This window comes from Pseudomonas sp. Ost2, assembly GCF_018326065.1.
Classification (GTDB): domain Bacteria; phylum Pseudomonadota; class Gammaproteobacteria; order Pseudomonadales; family Pseudomonadaceae; genus Aquipseudomonas; species Aquipseudomonas gingeri.
In genome coordinates, this window is sequence record NZ_AP021904.1 from 6,711,891 (window position 1) to 6,729,063 (window position 17,173).

The 17,173-nt window shown below is 63.3% G+C and carries 14 protein-coding genes; 7 read left to right on the forward strand and 7 right to left on the reverse strand.

Features of this window, described 5'->3' with window-relative positions:
* Positions 1-23 precede the first annotated feature (23 nt).
* From pqqF to pqqE, 6 genes are all read left to right on the forward strand, one after another.
* A complete protein-coding gene (gene pqqF, locus KI243_RS29785; RefSeq protein ID WP_212810196.1) occupies positions 24-2,489 on the forward strand; it encodes a pyrroloquinoline quinone biosynthesis protein PqqF in 2,466 nt (821 codons plus the stop codon).
* Positions 2,490-2,644: 155 nt separating this feature from the next.
* Positions 2,645-2,719: a pyrroloquinoline quinone precursor peptide PqqA gene (gene pqqA / locus KI243_RS29790; protein ID WP_010444206.1), complete on the forward strand. Its 75-nt coding sequence runs from the start codon at positions 2,645-2,647 to the stop codon at positions 2,717-2,719.
* A 133-nt stretch (positions 2,720-2,852) separates the two neighbouring features.
* Positions 2,853-3,764, forward strand: coding sequence for a pyrroloquinoline quinone biosynthesis protein PqqB (gene pqqB, locus KI243_RS29795; protein WP_177107701.1), 912 nt, complete (start codon positions 2,853-2,855; stop codon positions 3,762-3,764).
* A 126-nt stretch (positions 3,765-3,890) separates the two neighbouring features.
* Positions 3,891-4,643, forward strand: a complete 753-nt coding sequence (gene pqqC, locus KI243_RS29800) for a pyrroloquinoline-quinone synthase PqqC (protein WP_177084650.1) — start codon at positions 3,891-3,893, stop codon at positions 4,641-4,643.
* Positions 4,640-4,915: a pyrroloquinoline quinone biosynthesis peptide chaperone PqqD gene (gene pqqD / locus KI243_RS29805; RefSeq protein WP_017128720.1), complete on the forward strand. Its 276-nt coding sequence runs from the start codon at positions 4,640-4,642 to the stop codon at positions 4,913-4,915. Before pqqC ends, pqqD begins: the two co-directional genes overlap by 4 nt.
* The gene (pqqE, locus tag KI243_RS29810) at positions 4,887-6,056 is read left to right on the forward strand and encodes a pyrroloquinoline quinone biosynthesis protein PqqE (protein WP_212810197.1); all 1,170 of its coding nucleotides are present in this window, start codon (positions 4,887-4,889) and stop codon (positions 6,054-6,056) included. The genes pqqD and pqqE overlap by 29 nt, the downstream gene beginning before the upstream one ends.
* Positions 6,057-6,069: 13 nt before the next feature.
* Here pqqE and KI243_RS29815 read toward each other — a convergent pair whose 3' ends face one another.
* From KI243_RS29815 to KI243_RS29825, 3 genes are all read right to left on the reverse strand, one after another.
* Positions 6,070-6,390, reverse strand: a complete 321-nt coding sequence (locus KI243_RS29815) for a DNA-binding transcriptional regulator (RefSeq protein WP_177131817.1) — start codon at positions 6,388-6,390, stop codon at positions 6,070-6,072.
* On the reverse strand, positions 6,347-6,739 hold the full coding sequence (locus KI243_RS29820) for a type II toxin-antitoxin system RelE/ParE family toxin (protein WP_212811261.1): 393 nt from the start codon (positions 6,737-6,739) through the stop codon (positions 6,347-6,349). The genes KI243_RS29815 and KI243_RS29820 overlap by 44 nt, the downstream gene beginning before the upstream one ends.
* Before the next feature lie 228 nt (positions 6,740-6,967).
* Positions 6,968-8,251 (reverse strand): aminotransferase class III-fold pyridoxal phosphate-dependent enzyme, encoded by a 1,284-nt coding sequence (locus KI243_RS29825; RefSeq protein WP_212810198.1) that lies wholly within the window; start codon positions 8,249-8,251, stop codon positions 6,968-6,970.
* 104 nt (positions 8,252-8,355) lie between these two features.
* On the opposite strand from KI243_RS29825, the gene KI243_RS29830 reads away from it, so the two are divergent.
* Entirely contained in the window at positions 8,356-9,285 is a 930-nt protein-coding gene (locus tag KI243_RS29830) for a LysR family transcriptional regulator (protein ID WP_212810199.1), read from the forward strand.
* 232 nt (positions 9,286-9,517) lie between these two features.
* Here KI243_RS29830 and KI243_RS29835 read toward each other — a convergent pair whose 3' ends face one another.
* From KI243_RS29835 to KI243_RS29850, 4 genes are all read right to left on the reverse strand, one after another.
* The gene (locus KI243_RS29835) at positions 9,518-11,296 is read right to left on the reverse strand and encodes an acyl-CoA dehydrogenase C-terminal domain-containing protein (RefSeq protein ID WP_177131811.1); all 1,779 of its coding nucleotides are present in this window, start codon (positions 11,294-11,296) and stop codon (positions 9,518-9,520) included.
* Positions 11,297-11,576: 280 nt separating this feature from the next.
* Entirely contained in the window at positions 11,577-13,373 is a 1,797-nt protein-coding gene (locus KI243_RS29840; protein ID WP_212810200.1) for an acyl-CoA dehydrogenase C-terminal domain-containing protein, read from the reverse strand.
* Positions 13,374-13,463: 90 nt separating this feature from the next.
* Positions 13,464-14,759: a GGDEF domain-containing protein gene (locus KI243_RS29845; RefSeq protein WP_177107709.1), complete on the reverse strand. Its 1,296-nt coding sequence runs from the start codon at positions 14,757-14,759 to the stop codon at positions 13,464-13,466.
* Positions 14,760-15,006: 247 nt separating this feature from the next.
* Positions 15,007-16,812 (reverse strand): phenylacyl-CoA dehydrogenase, encoded by a 1,806-nt coding sequence (locus KI243_RS29850; protein ID WP_103032643.1) that lies wholly within the window; start codon positions 16,810-16,812, stop codon positions 15,007-15,009.
* Positions 16,813-17,173: the final 361 nt, after the last annotated feature.

A 17,173-nucleotide genomic window follows, 5' to 3' on the forward strand; every position in this document is an offset into this window, starting at 1 on the left:
GCTTCTCTGTCACGGAAGTGCTCATGTCTGCGCCGATCTCCCCCGCCCCTGAATGGACAACCCTGGCCAACGGCCTGCGCGTCTCGCTACGCCATGTACCCCAGCTCAAGCGCTGCGCGGCAGTGCTGCGGGTCACGGCGGGCAGTCATGACGCGCCGCCAGCCTGGCCGGGCCTGGCGCACTTCCTCGAACATCTGTTCTTTCTTGGCACCGAGCGGTTTCCTGCCGCCGAAGGGCTGATGGCCTACGTGCAGCGTCAGGGTGGCCAGCTCAACGCCCGGACCAGCGAACGGACCACCAACTTCTTCTTCGAACTGCCGCCCCAGGCCTTTGCCGGCGGACTTGAGCGTCTGTGCGACATGCTCGCCCACCCGCGCCTGGCGCTGGAGGACCAACAGCGTGAACGCGAGGTGTTGGAAGCGGAGTTTATCGCCTGGTCCCGGGACGCCGTGGCGCAACGGCAGTTCCGGCTCTACGACAGACTGTCCGCCGATCACCCGTTGCGTGGCGTGCACGCCGGCAATCGCTCCAGCCTGAAGGTCGAAGATCCGGCCTTTCAGCAGGCACTGCACAGCTTTTACCGGGACTTCTACCAGACCGGGCAAATGACCCTGAGCCTGGTCGGCCCGCAGTCGCCGGACGAACTGAAGGCCCTGGCCCAGGCGCTGACGACAGATCTGCACCCTGGACCGGCCACTGTACAGGCGCCCCCGCCGGCGCTGCTCGACGCCAGCGGGCAGACTTATCCACAGCCCGACCACCAGCGGCTCGACCTGCTCCTGGCCTATGAAGCCTTGCCCGACGGCTCACGGCAGGCCCTGGACTTTCTCTGCACCTGGCTGAACGACAGCCAACCGGGCGGCCTCTGCGCCGAGTTGCGCTCGCGCCTGTGGATAGATTCGCTGAACGTCACGCCGATCTACCAGTTCGCTGGACAGGCCTTGCTGCATATCGAGTTCAGACTGACGCCCGAGGGTGCCAACCACGCCGCCTCGATCCAGGCACTGCTCGGCGACTGGCTGGCGTTTTTCCGCGGCCATGCCGACTGGCCGGCGTTGCGCCGGGAATACCGTTTGTTGCAAATGCGCAAGGCACGCGGCGGCAGCGCCCTGGAACGGGCCCGGCGGGACAGCGAGCAATGGCCGCTGGAGCTCGGCGAAGCAGGTCTGGTCGCCCTCGGGGAACTGCTCCGGCAGACCGCCTGCGCACCTGTGGATAACCTGGCCGTGTCCTGGCAACTGCCTGCCGCCAATCCGTTCCTGCGCTCCACGGCGCCGGCCGAACATCCCGGCCTGATCCGCGGGCAGAGCAGCGCCCACCGAGGCCTGCGGACCTTCGCCCAGGACCGCCTGCGCGGCCGCCAGACCGCCGTGATCACCTACCACCAGACAACGGACGAGAGCGCAGAGGCAGTGATGTACCTACGTTGGCAGCTGGACAGCAGCGCCGACACCCGCCCCCTGCACGCACGGCTGGAGCACAGCCTGCGAACCCTGGGAGCCCAGGCACGCCAGGCGGGCGTGGAACTGTCTTTCACGATTCACCGCGGAGCCTGGCAACTCAAGCTGAGCGGTTTGCGCGAACCGATGCCGGCCATCCTCGAACAGGCCCTGCGCGCGCTGGCCCAACCTGCCGACAGCCTCTGGCAGAGCGCTGCCGACCTGCCCGAACGGGAGCCGCTGATCCCCATCCGCGAACTGCTCAGGCAACTGTCCGAACGCGCAGGCCTCGACCAGGCTGCCGCGCCGCTCCACGGTGCCGAGGCTCTGCGGGCACTCTGGTCCGGCGCCAGCTGGCACGGCCTGGCGCTTGGTTTCCCGCCAGCGGCACAGCCGGCGCTCAACAGCGCACTGAGCCGGGTTCCCGGGCGCATCGGCCGGCAGCAGACTCCGTCACCCTTCACGACAGGCGAAAAGCACTGGCAGATCGTCCCCTGCGACAACCGCGAACAGGCCCTGCTGCTGTTCTGCCCAAGCCCCACGCAAACCTTCGTCGACGAGGCCTGCTGGCGATTGCTCGGCCACTTGCTGCAGGCGCCCTTCTACCAGCGCCTGCGCGTCGAGTTGCAATTGGGTTATGCCGTCTTCAGCGCCGTCCGCCAGATCGACGGCCGCACCGGTCTGCTGCTGGGCGTGCAATCCCCCGATACCGCGCTCGCTGAATTGCTCGGCCACGTCGAAAGCTTCCTGTCGCAGCTTCCCGACCTGATCAACGCCCTCGACGACAATACCTGGAACACCCGACGCGATGCCCTGGCCGAGCACTTCATACTCGACGACCGGCCCCTGGACGAGGCCGCCGAACTGCTCTGGCAGGCGCAACTGGCTGACCGTTCGTCGGATCACTTCGAACAGCTCGGTCCGGTCATTCGCAGCCTTGGTCGCGAACAACTGCTGAGGGCCGCCCGACAGCTCGAACAGGCCGCGGGCGGCTGGTTGTGCCTGGCAAACGGGCCCGGGCCGACCTCTGGCTGGCAGGTCACAGGGTGATCGTTACCGGTACTGCAATGAGCTTTCTCCGGCAACGCGGTCTATCCTCAGTGTCAGATTTAGTAACATTAGCTGCCTAAGCATCTGAACATCTCCGGCCGGAGGTGGACTATATGTATAGACACCCACCGCCCACCCACCCGAAGGAGTCATTCATGTCCTGGACCAAACCCGCCTACACCGACCTGCGCATCGGCTTCGAAGTCACCATGTACTTCGCCAACCGTTGAGCCGCGTTTTTATCCCGCTGCATGCAGTGCAACGCCTCGGCTCGCCGGGGCGTTTTTATTTTCAGGGCTTTATTTCCAGCACTTTATTTCAAAGAACCTTTTTCAGAAAACTCAGAGAGCGAGTGCCACCGCCATGTTCGTCCAGATCCTAGGTTCCGCCGCCGGCGGCGGTTTCCCCCAGTGGAACTGCAACTGCGCCAACTGCGCGGGATTCCGTGATGGCAGCCTGCGGGCCACGGCGCGTACCCAGTCGTCCATTGCCCTCTCCGACGATGGCGTGAACTGGGTGCTGTGCAATGCCTCGCCGGATATCCGCGCCCAACTCCAGGGCTTCGCGCCGATGCAACCGGGCCGCGCCCTGCGTGACACCGGTATCCGCGCGATCATCCTGATGGACAGCCAGATCGACCACACCACCGGCCTGCTCAGCCTGCGCGAGGGCTGCCCGCATCAGGTCTGGTGCACCGACATGGTCAAGGAAGACCTGAGCACCGGCTTCCCGCTGTTTCCCATGCTGACCCACTGGAACGGCGGCCTCGACTGGCAGCGCATCGAGCTGGCTGGCAGCTTCACCATTGCCGCCTGCCCCAACCTGCGCTTCACCCCGCTGCCGTTGCGCAGCGCCGCACCGCCCTACTCGCCGCATCGCTTCGACCCGCACCCCGGCGACAATATCGGCCTGGTCGTCGAGGACCTGCGTACGGGCGGCAAACTGTTCTACGCACCGGGCCTGGGCAAGGTCGACGAGCCCCTGCTGGAGATCATGGCCGGCAGCGACTGCCTGCTGGTGGACGGCACCCTGTGGGACGACGATGAAATGCAGCGGCGCGGCGTCGGCACCCGCACCGGGCGGGAAATGGGCCACCTGGCCCAGAACGGCCCCGGCGGCATGCTCGAAGTGCTGGAGCAACTCCCGGCCCCGCGCAAGGTCCTTATCCATATCAACAACACCAACCCGATCCTCGATGAGGATTCGCCGGAACGGGCGGAGCTTGACCGGCGCCAAGTTGAAGTGGCGTATGACGGCATGAGTATTGTGCTGTAGCCGAGGGCCCTTTCGCGGGCAAGCCCGCTCCCACAGTGATCGCGTAAACCTGTGGGAACGGGCTTGCCCGCGAAGGCGTCCGACCAGACACCAAAGACTTCAACGGTTGTACACCGGAGAACCGCAATGACCGACACCCCGATGTCCCCTGCCGAGTTCGAGCAGGCCCTGCGCGCCAAGGGCGCCTACTACCACATTCATCACCCTTACCACGTCGCGATGTATGAGGGCCGCGCCAGCCGCGAACAGATCCAGGGCTGGGTCGCCAATCGCTTCTATTACCAGGTGAACATTCCCCTCAAGGACGCCGCGATCCTGGCCAACTGCCCGGACCGGGAAATCCGCCGCGAGTGGATCCAGCGCCTGCTCGACCATGACGGCGCGCCAGGCGAAGACGGCGGCATCGAAGCCTGGCTGCGCCTGGGCCAGGCGGTCGGCCTCGACCCGGATCAACTGCGCTCCCAGGAACTGGTGCTGCCGGGCGTGCGTTTCGCGGTGGACGCCTACGTCAACTTCGCCCGCCGCGCCAGTTGGCAGGAAGCCGCCAGCAGTTCGCTGACCGAACTGTTCGCGCCACAGATCCACCAGTCGCGCCTGGACAGCTGGCCCCGGCACTACCCGTGGATCGATCCCGCCGGCTATGAATACTTCCGCACCCGCCTGGGCCAGGCCCGGCGCGATGTCGAGCACGGGCTGGCGATCACCCTGCAGCACTACACCAGCCACGAAGGCCAGCAGCGCATGCTGGAAATTCTCCAGTTCAAACTGGACATACTCTGGAGCATGCTCGATGCCATGAGCATGGCCTACGAACTGAATCGTCCGCCGTACCACAGCGTGACCGACCAGCGTGTCTGGCACAAAGGAATCGCCCTATGAGCTTCGATCGCAACAAGATCCCGAAATGGCGCCCCGGTTACCGTTTCCAGTACGAACCGGCGCAGAAAGGCCATGTGCTGCTGTACCCGGAAGGCATGATCAAGCTCAACGAAAGTGCCGCCCTGATTGGCGGCCTGATCGACGGAGAACGCCAGGTGACGGCGATCATTGCCGAGCTGGAGCAACAGTTCCCCGGCGTGCCCGAGCTTGGCGAGGATATCGAGCAATTCATGGAGGTCGCCCGTGCAGAGCACTGGATCGAACTTGCCTGAGTCATCCGGCCTGCCACCCAAACCGGAAATCGGCCTGCCGCTGTGGTTGCTCGCCGAGCTGACCTACCGCTGCCCGCTGCAATGCCCGTATTGCTCCAATCCACTGGATTTCGCCGGGCAAGGCAAGGAGCTGAGCACCGACCAATGGCTCAAGGTGTTCAGTGAGGCCAGGGAAATGGGCGCCGCCCAACTGGGCTTTTCCGGCGGCGAACCGCTGGTGCGCCAGGACCTTGCCGAACTGATCGCCGGGGCACGCCAACTGGGGTTCTACACCAACCTGATCACCTCCGGCATCGGCCTCACCGAACAGAAGATCAGCGATTTCAAGGAAGCCGGGCTGGACCATATCCAGATCAGCTTCCAGGCCAGCGACGAGCAGGTGAACAACCTGCTGGCCGGCTCGAAAAAGGCCTTTGCGCAGAAGCTGGAGATGGCCCGGGCGGTAAAGGCCCATGGTTATCCGATGGTACTCAACTTCGTGACCCACCGGCACAACATCGACAAGATCGACCGCATCATCGAGTTGTGCATTGCCCTCGAAGCCGACTTCGTCGAACTCGCCACCTGCCAGTTCTACGGCTGGGCGCAGCTCAACCGGGCGGGGCTGCTGCCGACCCGCGAGCAACTGGTGCGCGCCGAGCGCATCACCAACGAATACCGCGCCCGACTCGAAGCCCAGGGACATCCGTGCAAGCTGATCTTCGTCACCCCGGACTATTACGAGGAACGGCCGAAAGCCTGCATGAACGGCTGGGGCAGCCTGTTTCTCACCGTCACGCCGGACGGCACCGCGCTACCCTGCCACGGCGCGCGGCAGATGCCGGTGCAGTTTCCCAACGTGCGCGATCACAGCCTGCAACATATCTGGTACGACTCGTTCGGCTTCAACCGCTTTCGCGGCTACGACTGGATGCCCGAGCCATGCCGTTCCTGCGATGAAAAGGAAAAGGACTTCGGCGGCTGTCGCTGCCAGGCCTTCATGCTCACCGGAGATGCCAGCAACGCGGACCCGGTCTGCAGCAAGTCAGCCCACCACGGCGTTATTCTCCAGGCCCGCGAGGACGCCGAACACGCCACCCAGACCATCGGGCAACTGGCCTTTCGCAATGAACGAAACTCACGCCTCATCGCCAAAGGCTGAAACACCCCGGTGATCAGGCGAGTATCTGCAAGCCGTGCTTGTGCACGATGCTCAACAGCTTGAGCGCCATGCCGCCGGGTTGCTTGTCCCCGGCCTCCCACTGCTTGACCGTCGAGGCACTGGTATTCAGGTAGCGGGCGAACACGGGCTGGCTGACATGATTGCGCTCGCGCAGCGATTTGATCTGCTCGGGAGCCATTTCGTCAGGCACCCGCGCCAGGCAGGATTGGTCGAACTCGCGCATGGTCGCCTTGCTGATCGCGCCAATGGCATGCAGGGCACTGGCCGACTCATGGATCGATTCGAGTGCCCCGGTTTTGTATTTCTTGCTCATAAGCTATCTCCACAAACTCTTTCATATCCAGCAGTTGCTGAATCTGCCGGCTGCTCAGGCCTTCATAAGCCTTGGCCAATGCCTTGAACGCCCGAAGCTCCTGCTGACTGATATTGCCCTGGTCGCTCTTGGCGAACAGGAACTGGAAGATCCAGTAGCAACGTCCCCGCGCCAGGACAATGGATCGATGGCGGTTTTCATTCAGGCGTTTTTTCCAGACCCCTCCTCCCAGGTCACTGCCCTGTCCCCTGATCACATCGCCCATCGCCATCACCAACTCGGCATCGTCAATCTGTGCCTTTCTGGCACTCGTTGCGAAACCCCGGGTTTTGAAGACCCTGTATCGCATGGAAATCCCTCTCCATAAAACATACCACTCAGTGGTATATAAATTCAAACCCATTCGCGATGCCGCCCGCCAAAAGGCAGCAGCAAGCCCGGACCAGCGGGCTGTCCCATGACCCGGCTGAATGCCGCCGACAAAAAAACACCCCGTGCCAAAAGAGTCAGGCACAGGGCGACGCGTTATACCGCGAGACGGTTCGGGAACAGGTTCAGGAAAGGGCGCCGCAATCTGTCAGACGGCAATACCCTTGCGGCATTGCACCTGGGCGGTACGCACCCGCGAGAAGGCTCGCGCCAGTCGCAGCAGCATCTCGTCGATGGCGCCCTGGCTGACGGTCAGGGCCGGAGAAAAGCGCAGGGCGTCCGGGGTCGGCGCATCCAGCAGCAAACCTTCGTGGCGGGCGGCCTTGACCACCGCGTCCGCCGAATCGTCGCTCAGGGTCAGTCCCCAGAGCAGTCCGGTGCCCCGCAGTTCGCCATGGTCATAACGCCGGGCCAGGCGTTCGAGGCCTTGTTGCAGGTATGCGCCCCGCTCGGCCACCTCGGCGAGGAAATCGCCCGCCAGCAGCGTATCGATCACCGCCAGGCCCGCCGCACTCATCAAGGCATTGCCGTGATGGCTGCCGCCGATCTCACCGGATTCGAAACAGCAGGCCTTGCCACGGGCCAGCAAGGCGGACAACGGCGTGCCACCGCCCAGCCCCTTGCCCAGCGCGATGATGTCGGCCCGCACGTCATAGCGTTGTTCGGCCAGCAGGCTGGCGCAGCGCCCCATCCCGGTCTGGACCTCATCGAAGATCAACAGGATGCCCAGTTCCCGGCACAGGCGCTCCACGCCCTTGAGATACGCCTGCGTCGCCGGCGTGACACCGGCTGCGCTCTGGATCGGCTCGAGCATGATCGCCACGGTCTTGGCATCGACCGCTGCGTGCAGCGCCGGCAGGTCATTGAACGGCACCTGGCTGAATCCCGGTAGCTGGGGTTCGAAGCGGTTGCCGAAGACGTCCTGGCCGGACGCCGACAGCGCCCCGAAACTGCGGCCATGACAAGCATTGCTCGCCGTGATGATCCGGCAGGCACCGCCGCGATGCAGCTGGCCCCACTTGCGCGCCAGCTTGATCGCCGCCTCGCACGCCTCGGAGCCGCTGTTGAGAAAGTACACCTGGTCACTGTGGGTGGCACGGCACAGGCGATCAGCCAGTTTCGATTGTGTCGGGTTATGAAAACCCGCGCCGGCATTGATCAGGCCGTGGGCCTGGTCCGCCAGGGCACGGGCCAGCACGCCAGGGCTGTGACCGAGGCTGTTGGCCCCGCCACCCTGGCTGAAATCCAGGTAGGCGCGTTCCTCGCTGTCCCACAACCACGAGCCCTGGCCACGGACAAATACCGGACATGGCCGCTCGGCAGCGGGCATAAGGTACTCACTGGCCGCCTGGTCATGTCGCGGGGAAGGCCGGAAGTCGGCGGTCAGGTCATCCAGGCTCGGCTGCGGCCGACGCAGTTTGAACAGATTCATGCGCTGCTCTCCGGCCCTGTGAGCCGTGTGAATTGGGGTTAGACTAGGCCTCCCCGGCGTTCACGGCCATTTCGATTTTCGAGCATTTTCGATAAGTACAGCTTATGGATTTCAAGCAACTGCGTTATTTCGTCGCGGTGTATGAAGAGGGCCATGTCGGACGCGCCGCCGAACGACTGTCAATCTCCCAGCCGGCCCTGTCGCAACAGATACGCCATCTGGAACACCACCTGGATGTCAGCCTGTTCGAACGCAGCAGCAAGCGCCTGTTGCCCACCCTGGCGGCCCATACCCTGTACAACCACGCCTTGCCGTTGCTGGACGGCATGCAACGCGCCCGCGATGCCTTGCGCAACTTCCAGGGCCAGGCCCTGCGGACCATCGCCATCGGCGTGCTGCAGACCGTGCATACCAGCCTGGTGCCGCAGATGCTCGAACGGGTGCGCAAGGCCCAGCCCCACCTGGTGGTGCAGATCTACGAATTGACCGGCATGGAGATCGAACGGCGCCTGTTGAACGGCTCGCTGGATATCGGCATCAGTTATCTGCCACCGCGCCAGCCCGGGCTGCACGGCCTGCCGTTGTACGAAGACGAACTGCAACTGGTCATCCCCGCCGAACATCCGCTGCGTGAATTCAAGAAAGTCTCCGTCAGCCAGGCAGCGGAACTGCCCATGCTGTTACTCGGCGAAGAGTTCCAGATCCGGCAGATCTGGCAGGCGCAACTGTCCAACCTGGGTCGTCGTCCGCAGGTGCAGGCGGAATTGAACACGATGGCGGGGATTCTCGACAGCCTGCCGCATACCCGCCTGGCGACCGTCCTGCCCGGCCGCTCGCGGGACGAACACGACGATCAGGCACTGCTCTGGAAACCGCTGACCGAGCCACGGGTGCCGCTGAAAGTCGGCCTGGTCTGCCGGGATGTACAACGACAGCAAGCGACGCTGGGGCTGCTGCGCAACTTGCTGGAGGACGTGACGCACGGCCCGGGCGGGCACCTGCCGGGGACGGCGGGGCTCGAAGGCCTGGGCTGAGGAAAACTTTTTCGCACGCAAAAGAAAACCCCGCCGAAGCGGGGCTTTGCAGACTGTTTCCCTGACATCCATTTCTCTCCACCATCCTGGCGGAATCCTACGTGTCCCTGTTGTTGCTTTTGAGCTTCCTGCTCGACGTCCTTGATTTGTAGGTTAACCCTGGATCCAATCCGGCGATATGGGTAAACAGCAGCACGTTATGTAAGCAAATGCTTACGCGAAAAACGCAGCATCAGAACTGCTCGGCATCCAGTAGGAAGAGCGATTCGCTGCCCGCTTTCACCGAGGCGGTCAGCGAGTGAATACGCGGCAACAGGCGTGCGAAATAGAACCGCGCAGTGCCCATTTTGCTCGCGTAGAACGCCTCCTGTTTCTCCTTGCCCGAGGCTGCCTTGGCCATCAGCGCCCACATGTAGGCATAGGCGGTATAGCCAAAGGCTTGCAGGTATTCGACTGATGCCGCACCGATCTCGTCCGGGTTGGTCCTGGAGCGATCCAGTACCCAGGCCGTCAGTTCGTCGAGGTTATCCACCGCCGCCGCGAGGGGCTGGGTGAACTCGTTCAGGTCGGCGCTCGCCGTGTCGATGAAATGGCGTATTTCCTCGGCAAACAGCCGGTAGTAGGCACCACCGCTGCCGACGATCTTGCGCCCCACCAGGTCCAGGGCCTGGATACCGTTGGTGCCCTCGTAGATCTGGGTGATGCGCACATCTCGCACCAGTTGCTCCTGGCCCCACTCGCGGATATAGCCGTGACCGCCAAAGATCTGCTGGCCGTGCACCGTGGTTTCCAGGCCCAGGTCGGTCAGGAACGCCTTGGCCACCGGGGTCAGCAAGGCCACCAGTTCATCGGCACGCTTGCGGGTCGCCGCATCTTCGCTGAACTTGGCGGTGTCCAGTTGCATCGCCACATAGGTGGAGAACGCCCGGCCGCCTTCGTTCGCCGCCTTCATGGTCAACAACATGCGGCGTACATCAGGATGGACGATGATCGGATCGGCCACTTTATCCTTGGCCTTGGGCCCGGTCGGCGAACGGCTTTGCAGGCGATCGCGGGCATACTCGACGGCGTTCTGGTACGAACGCTCACCCGAGGCCAGGCCCTGGATGCCGACGCCCAGGCGTTCGTAGTTCATCATGGTGAACATCGCGGCCAGGCCCTTGTTCGGCTCGCCGATCAGGTAGCCCACGGCACCGTCGAAGTTCATCACGCAGGTGGCGGAAGCCTGGATGCCCATCTTGTGCTCGATGGAGCCGCAGTTCGCCGGGTTGCGCGCACCGAGGCTGCCATCGGCATTGACCAGGAACTTCGGCACCAGGAACAGCGAGATGCCTTTCGGACCGGCCGGCGCGTCCGGCAGCTTGGCCAGGACCAGGTGAATGATGTTTTCGGTCAGGTCATGCTCACCGCCGGTGATGAAGATCTTGGTGCCGCTGACCTTGTATGACCCGTCGGCCTGCGGTTCGGCCTTGGTGCGGATGATCCCCAGGTCGGTGCCGGCATGGGGTTCGGTCAGGCACATCGACCCGGCCCAGACACCGGCATACATGTTCGGCAGGTAGGCCGCCTTGAGCTCTTCGCTGGCGTGGGTGTTGATCGACACGCAGGCGCCGGCCGTCAGCATCGGGTACAGGCCGAAGGCGAGGCTGGAGGAGTTGATCATTTCCTCGACCTGGGCCGAAACGGCCTTGGGCATGCCCATGCCACCGAAGGCCGGATCGCCGCCGACACCCACCCAGCCGCCTTCGGCATAGGTCTGGTAGGCCTGGGGGAAACCGGCGGGCGTGGTGACCGCGCCGTTGTCCCAGCGGCAGCCTTCTTCGTCGCCACTGCGGCTCAGCGGTGCAATGCTCTTGGCGGTGACCTTGCCGGCTTCTTCGAGAATCGCCTCGACGGTTTCCGCGTCCACGCTCTCGGCCAGGGCAGGCAGTTGGGCCCAGAGATTGGCGACCTCGAAAACTTCATTGAGGACGAAGCGCATATCGCGCAGGGGCGCTTTGTAGTCAGCCATGGCAAACCTCGCAAGATCTAAAACGATACGGCCGCGCAGGGCCGATTTCCGAAGGTTTGAGTGTACCCGAACAACTTTTGCGACACATAGGGTCGGGATGTGACGTTTTTGTTATTTTTGGTCACTGGCAAGCCCTGAGGGTAGGCGGCGCCTGTTCTGGCGCCTTCGCGGGCAAGCCCGGCTCCTACAAGGCAGGAGCCGATTTTGGATGTCGTGCACAAGCGCAAACCTGTAGGAGCCGGGCTTGCCCGCGAAGAGGCCCTCAAGGCCAGCAACCCGACTACAGGGCAAACACCTGCGCCGGTAAACGCATCAGGCACTCGCTCCCCGCCTCCACCGCCGCCCGATGAGCGGCAGTGCGTGGCAGCAACCGCTTGAAGTAGAACTCGCAGGTCGCCAGCTTGCCCTGGCAATACTCCGCGTCGCCGCTACCGTCCTCCAGTTGTGCCTGGGCCACCAGCGCCATGCGCAGCCACAGGTAGGAGAGGATGATGTAGCCGCTGTACATCAGGTAATCCAGGGCCGCCGCGCCCACTTCGTCGGGGTTCTTCATGGCGGCCATGCCGACCTGCATCGTCAGGTCGCCCCATTGCCGGTTCAGTTCATCGAGTTGTGCCACATAGGCCTTGAGCTGGGGATGCCCGGCATTCGTCGCGCAGAACTTGTGCACGATCCGGGTGAAGCCGCGCAGCAGCTTGCCCTGGCTGCCGAGCACCTTGCGTCCCAGCAGGTCGAGCGCCTGGATGCCATTGGTGCCTTCGTAGATCGGCGCAATCCGGCAATCGCGCACCAGTTGCTCCATGCCCCATTCGCGAATGAAACCGTGGCCGCCAAATACCTGCATGCCGTGGTTGGTCACCTCCAGCCCGGTCTCGGTCATGAAGGCCTTGCAGATCGGCGTGAGGAACGCCAGCAGGTCCTCGGCTTCCTGGCGCTGTTCGGCCTGCGCGCCGAGGTGGGCGATGTCGAGCCACTGCGCGGTGAAATAGGTCAGCGCCCGGTTACCCTCGTTGAAGGCCTTCATGGTCAGCAGCATGCGCCGCACATCGGGGTGCACGATAATCGGATCAGCCGCCTTGTCGGGTGCTTTCGGTCCGCTCAAGGCACGCATCTGCAAACGGTCGTTGGCATATTTCACCGCGCCCTGGAAGCTTGCTTCCCCAAGGCACAGGCCCTGCATCCCGGTACCGAGGCGCGCATGGTTCATCATGGTGAACATGCAGTTGAGCCCCTTGTTCGCCTCACCGATGAGGAAGCCCTGCGCTTCATCGAAGTTCAGCACGCAGGTGGCCGAAGCCTTGATGCCCATCTTGTGTTCGATCGAACCGCAGCTCACGCCGTTGCGCGGACCGGCATCACCCGCGGCATCCGGCAGGAACTTGGGCACGATGAACAGCGAGATGCCCTTGGTGCCCGCCGGCGCATCCGGCAGCTTGGCCAGCACCAGGTGCACGATGTTCTCGCTCATGTCGTGCTCGCCGGCGGAGATGAAGATCTTGCTCCCGGACAACGCATAACTGCCATCGGCCCGAGGCACGGCGCGGGTCTTGATCAACCCCAGGTCGGTGCCGCAATGGGCTTCGGTCAGGCACATGGTGCCGGTCCAGACGCCCGCCGTGAGCTTGCTCAGGTAAGTGTCTTTCTGCTCATCGGTGCCATGGGCATGGATCGCCGACATGGCGCCGTGGGTCAGTCCGGGGTACATGCCCCAGGACGTGTTGCTGGAGCCGATCATCTCGCTGATCACCAGCCCCAGCGAATGCGGCAGGCCCTGGCCGCCGTACCGTGGATCGGCGGCCAGCCCATGCCAGCCACCTTCGACGTACTGGGCAAAGGCCTGCTTGAATCCCTGCGGCGTCGTCACCACGCCATTGTCGAAGTGACAGCCCTCTTCGTCGCCGGAGCGATTCAGCGGCGCGAGCACCTGTTCACAGAACTTCGCGCCTTCCTCGAGGATGGCCCCGACCATGTCGGGGCTGGCATCGCTGGCACCCAGGCGGTCGTAATGGGCGTGGAAATCGAAAACATGGTCGAGCAGAAAGCGCATGTCGCGTAGCGGGGCTTTGTATTCAGGCATGGTCGTTTCTCCGGCAGCAGATCACTCAACCTACTGCCGTGTCCCGCCCCCGGACAATCACAGTCCAGTCGCTGAATGCGCCGCCATAACTCAGCCGACAGCTTCGCCCGTGCGTACCGCGCCACGGCGCGAGGTCTGCCCGGCGGCCATCACACAGTTGCGTCCGGCGCCCTTGGCGGCGTAGAGCGCCTGGTCGGCGGACTTGAGCACTTCTTCCGGGGTGCGCTGGTCCTGCTGGCGCTCGGCGACGCCGATACTGACCGTCACCGAGACGCTCGACGCCGCGCTGCCGGCCCGGCGCTGGCGGCCTTGCTGGTCATCCTGCGGGCGATTCTCCGGATTGCGCAGATGGATGTTGTAGTTGGCGATGACTTCACGAATCACCTCCAGGTGCGGCAGGCATTCCTCCAGGCTCTTGCCGGCGAATACCACCGCGAACTCCTCGCCCCCGTAACGGTAGGCGCGGCCACCGCCGCTGACCTTCGCCAGCTTGCTAGCCACCAGGCGCAGCACCTGGTCACCAACGTCATGGCCGTGGGTGTCGTTGAATTTCTTGAAGTGGTCGACGTCGGTCATCGCCAGCACATAGTTGCGCCCCAGGCGTTGCATCCGCTCGTTGAGCGCACGGCGTCCCGGCAGGCCGGTCAGCTCGTCGCGGAACGCCATCTGATAGGCCTCGTGGGCCACCGCCGCGGCGATCATCAGCATCACCTGGCTGCACATGATGTTCAGGGTGAACGGCAGGATAAAGGTCATGGGCAACATCCAGAACAGCCCCAGGAGGCCGATCAACTGGGCCGCATGCAAGGGCCGCGGACTGCGCCAGTACTGCACCGCCAGCAGCAGGAACGCCCCCAGGAAGACCGGGTAGGACAACTGGATCAGGCTCATCCAGGCGCCGTGCAACGCGGGCCAGCGGATCTCCGCCAGCCAGCCGAGCAGCGCATCCGGATAGCTTTGCTCCAGCCCCAGGGCGACGCTGCCCACCGCCAGCAGCACGGCAAAACGCGCCACCATGTCCTGGAACAGGTGCGTGCGCTCCTGCCAGGCACCGAACACACCGAACAGCAGCGGCAGCAGCAGGCAGACCAGGTGGAAAACCACCGCGGCGTCTTCGCGGACCTTGCCGTGGTCGCGGTAGTAATCGGCCTGCGTCGACAGCAGGAAGTAGGCGATATACACCGTGAGCATCAGAAACAGTTCGCGCTGGCGCCGGTACACCGCGCAATAGGCCCCGCCCAGCAACAGCACCAGGGTCGGCAGGACGTTGAACAGCGAGGTGAAGAAAACGTTGAGGTCCTTGACGTAGGCAGCCGCCAGCCCCGCAAGCAACAACAGTAAAGAGGGTAGGAAATGACTGAAATGTACAGCGGAAGAACGCGGCAAGGGTAAAGCTCCGACCGGCTGAATCAAGAGGTGGCATTGTGCCTTTATTTGTGCGAGTAAAGCACAAGGAATGTGACATGGATCACGAATGCTCTCTCTTTAACGGCAGGAAACGGCTTCTTCTTAGTGTTTTGCTCAGGAATATTTGTTGTCGCAAGCGACACCGTCGCGGTACTGGAAAAGCGCCCATGAAAAAGCCGCTTCCCCCGGAGGAGAAGCGGCTTGTCAGAGGTCAACCCGGCGGGAATCAGTAGCCCAGGCTGAAGTTCTCTTCCTTCATGTCCATCAGGTTGTTGGCACCCGACAGCATGGTTGCAACGTGGGCCCGGGTACGCGGCAGGATGCGCTGGAAGTAGAAGCGCGCGGTCTGCAGCTTGGCGGTGTAGAAACCTTCCTCGGTGGTGCCGGCGGCCAGTTTCTCGGCAGCCAGGCGCGCCATGTCGGCCCAGAAGTAGGCCAGGCAGGCGTAACCGGAGTACATCAGGTAGTCCACCGAAGCGGCACCGACTTCTTCACGATCCTTCATCGCGGCCATGCCCACTTTCATGGTCAGCTCGCCCCACTCCTTGTTCAACGCGGCCAGCGGAGCGACGAACTCGCTGACGGCCTCGTTGCCTTCGTTGTTCTGGCAGAACTTGTGGACGATCTTGGTGAAGCCCTTCAGCGCTTCGCCCTGGGTCATCAGCACCTTGCGACCCAGCAGGTCGAGGGCCTGGATACCGGTGGTGCCTTCGTACAGCATCGAAATACGGCTGTCGCGAACGTTCTGCTCCATGCCCCACTCGGCGATGAAGCCGTGGCCGCCGTAGATCTGCACGCCGTGGTTGGCGGCCTCGAAGCCGACTTCGGTCATGAACGCCTTGGCGATCGGCGTCATGAACGCCAGCAGCGCGTCAGCCTTCTTCTTCTCTTCTTCATCCTGGCCGTACTTGACGATGTCGACCTGCTTGGCGGTGAAGTAGACCATCGCCCGGTTACCTTCGGCGAAGGCCTTCATGGTCAGCAGCATGCGACGCACGTCAGGGTGCACGATGATCGGGTCGGCGGCCTTGTCCGGCGCTTTCGGACCGGTCAGGGAACGCATCTGCAGACGCTCGCGAGCGTACTTCAGGCCACCCTGGAAACCGATCTCGGCGTGGGACAGGCCTTGCAGCGCGGTACCCAGGCGAGCGGTGTTCATGAAGGTGAACATGCAGTTCAGGCCCTTGTTCGGCGGGCCGATCAGGAAGCCGGTGGCCGCGTCGAAGTTCATCACGCAGGTGGCGTTGCCGTGGATGCCCATCTTGTGTTCGATGGAGCCGCAGGAAACCGCATTGCGCTCACCGACCGAACCGTCGGCGTTCGGCAGGAACTTGGGCACGATGAACAGCGAGATACCCTTGGTGCCGGCCGGTGCATCCGGCAGGCGTGCCAGGACGATATGGACGATGTTGTCGGCCATGTCGTGTTCACCGGCCGAAATGAAGATCTTGGTGCCGCTGACCTTGTAGGAACCGTCGGCCTGAGGCTCGGCCTTGGTGCGCAGCATGCCCAGGTCGGTGCCGCAGTGCGGTTCGGTCAGGCACATGGTGCCGGTCCACTCGCCGGATACCAGCTTGGTCAGGTAGGCCTCTTGCTGCTCGGGCGTACCGTGCTCGGAAATGGTGTTCATCGCGCCATGGGACAGGCCCGGGTACATGCCCCACGACCAGTTGGCCGCGCCGACCATTTCGCTCACTGCCAGGCCCAGGGACTCAGGCAGGCCCTGGCCGCCGTGGGCCACGTCATGGGCCAGGCTCGGCCAGCCACCTTCGACGAACTGCTTGTAGGCTTCCTTGAAGCCGGTCGGCGTCTTCACGCCCGATTCGCTCCAGGTGCAGCCTTCGGTGTCACCAACGCGGTTCAGCGGAGCCAGGACCTGTTCACAAAACTTGGCGCCTTCCTCGAGGATGGCGTCAACCATGTCCGGGGTAGCGTCCTGGCAAGCCGGCAGGCTCTGATAGTGCGCTTCGTAGCCGAGCAGTTCGTCACGAACGAAGCGAATATCACGCAAGGGGGCCTTGTAGTCAGGCATAGCGATAAACCTCTGCTGATGAAACCTGGAATAAGCGACCGCGTCGATTTGCCACGCCGGTCAAACAGTTGTTTGAAACATACGTTTGCGCTCAAATCTTGTCAAGCATCGTTCATAAGCCATTCGTCATACATAAGGGACAGGCGCGCAGGAAAAGGCCTGCGGCCTGGAGCGTAACGGCTGGCGATAAGCTAAGAATAGTCGAGAGAAAAGCAGGCTTTGAGATCAGTGCATGGGACGCGGAGCGTCCAGAGAAACATTCCCACGGGGACCGTCGGAACGATCAGGTGAGAGGCAACGATCAGGTGAGGGGGAACGGCCAGGTACGCAGGAACGCTCAGCGAGCGAGGAAACAGGGATC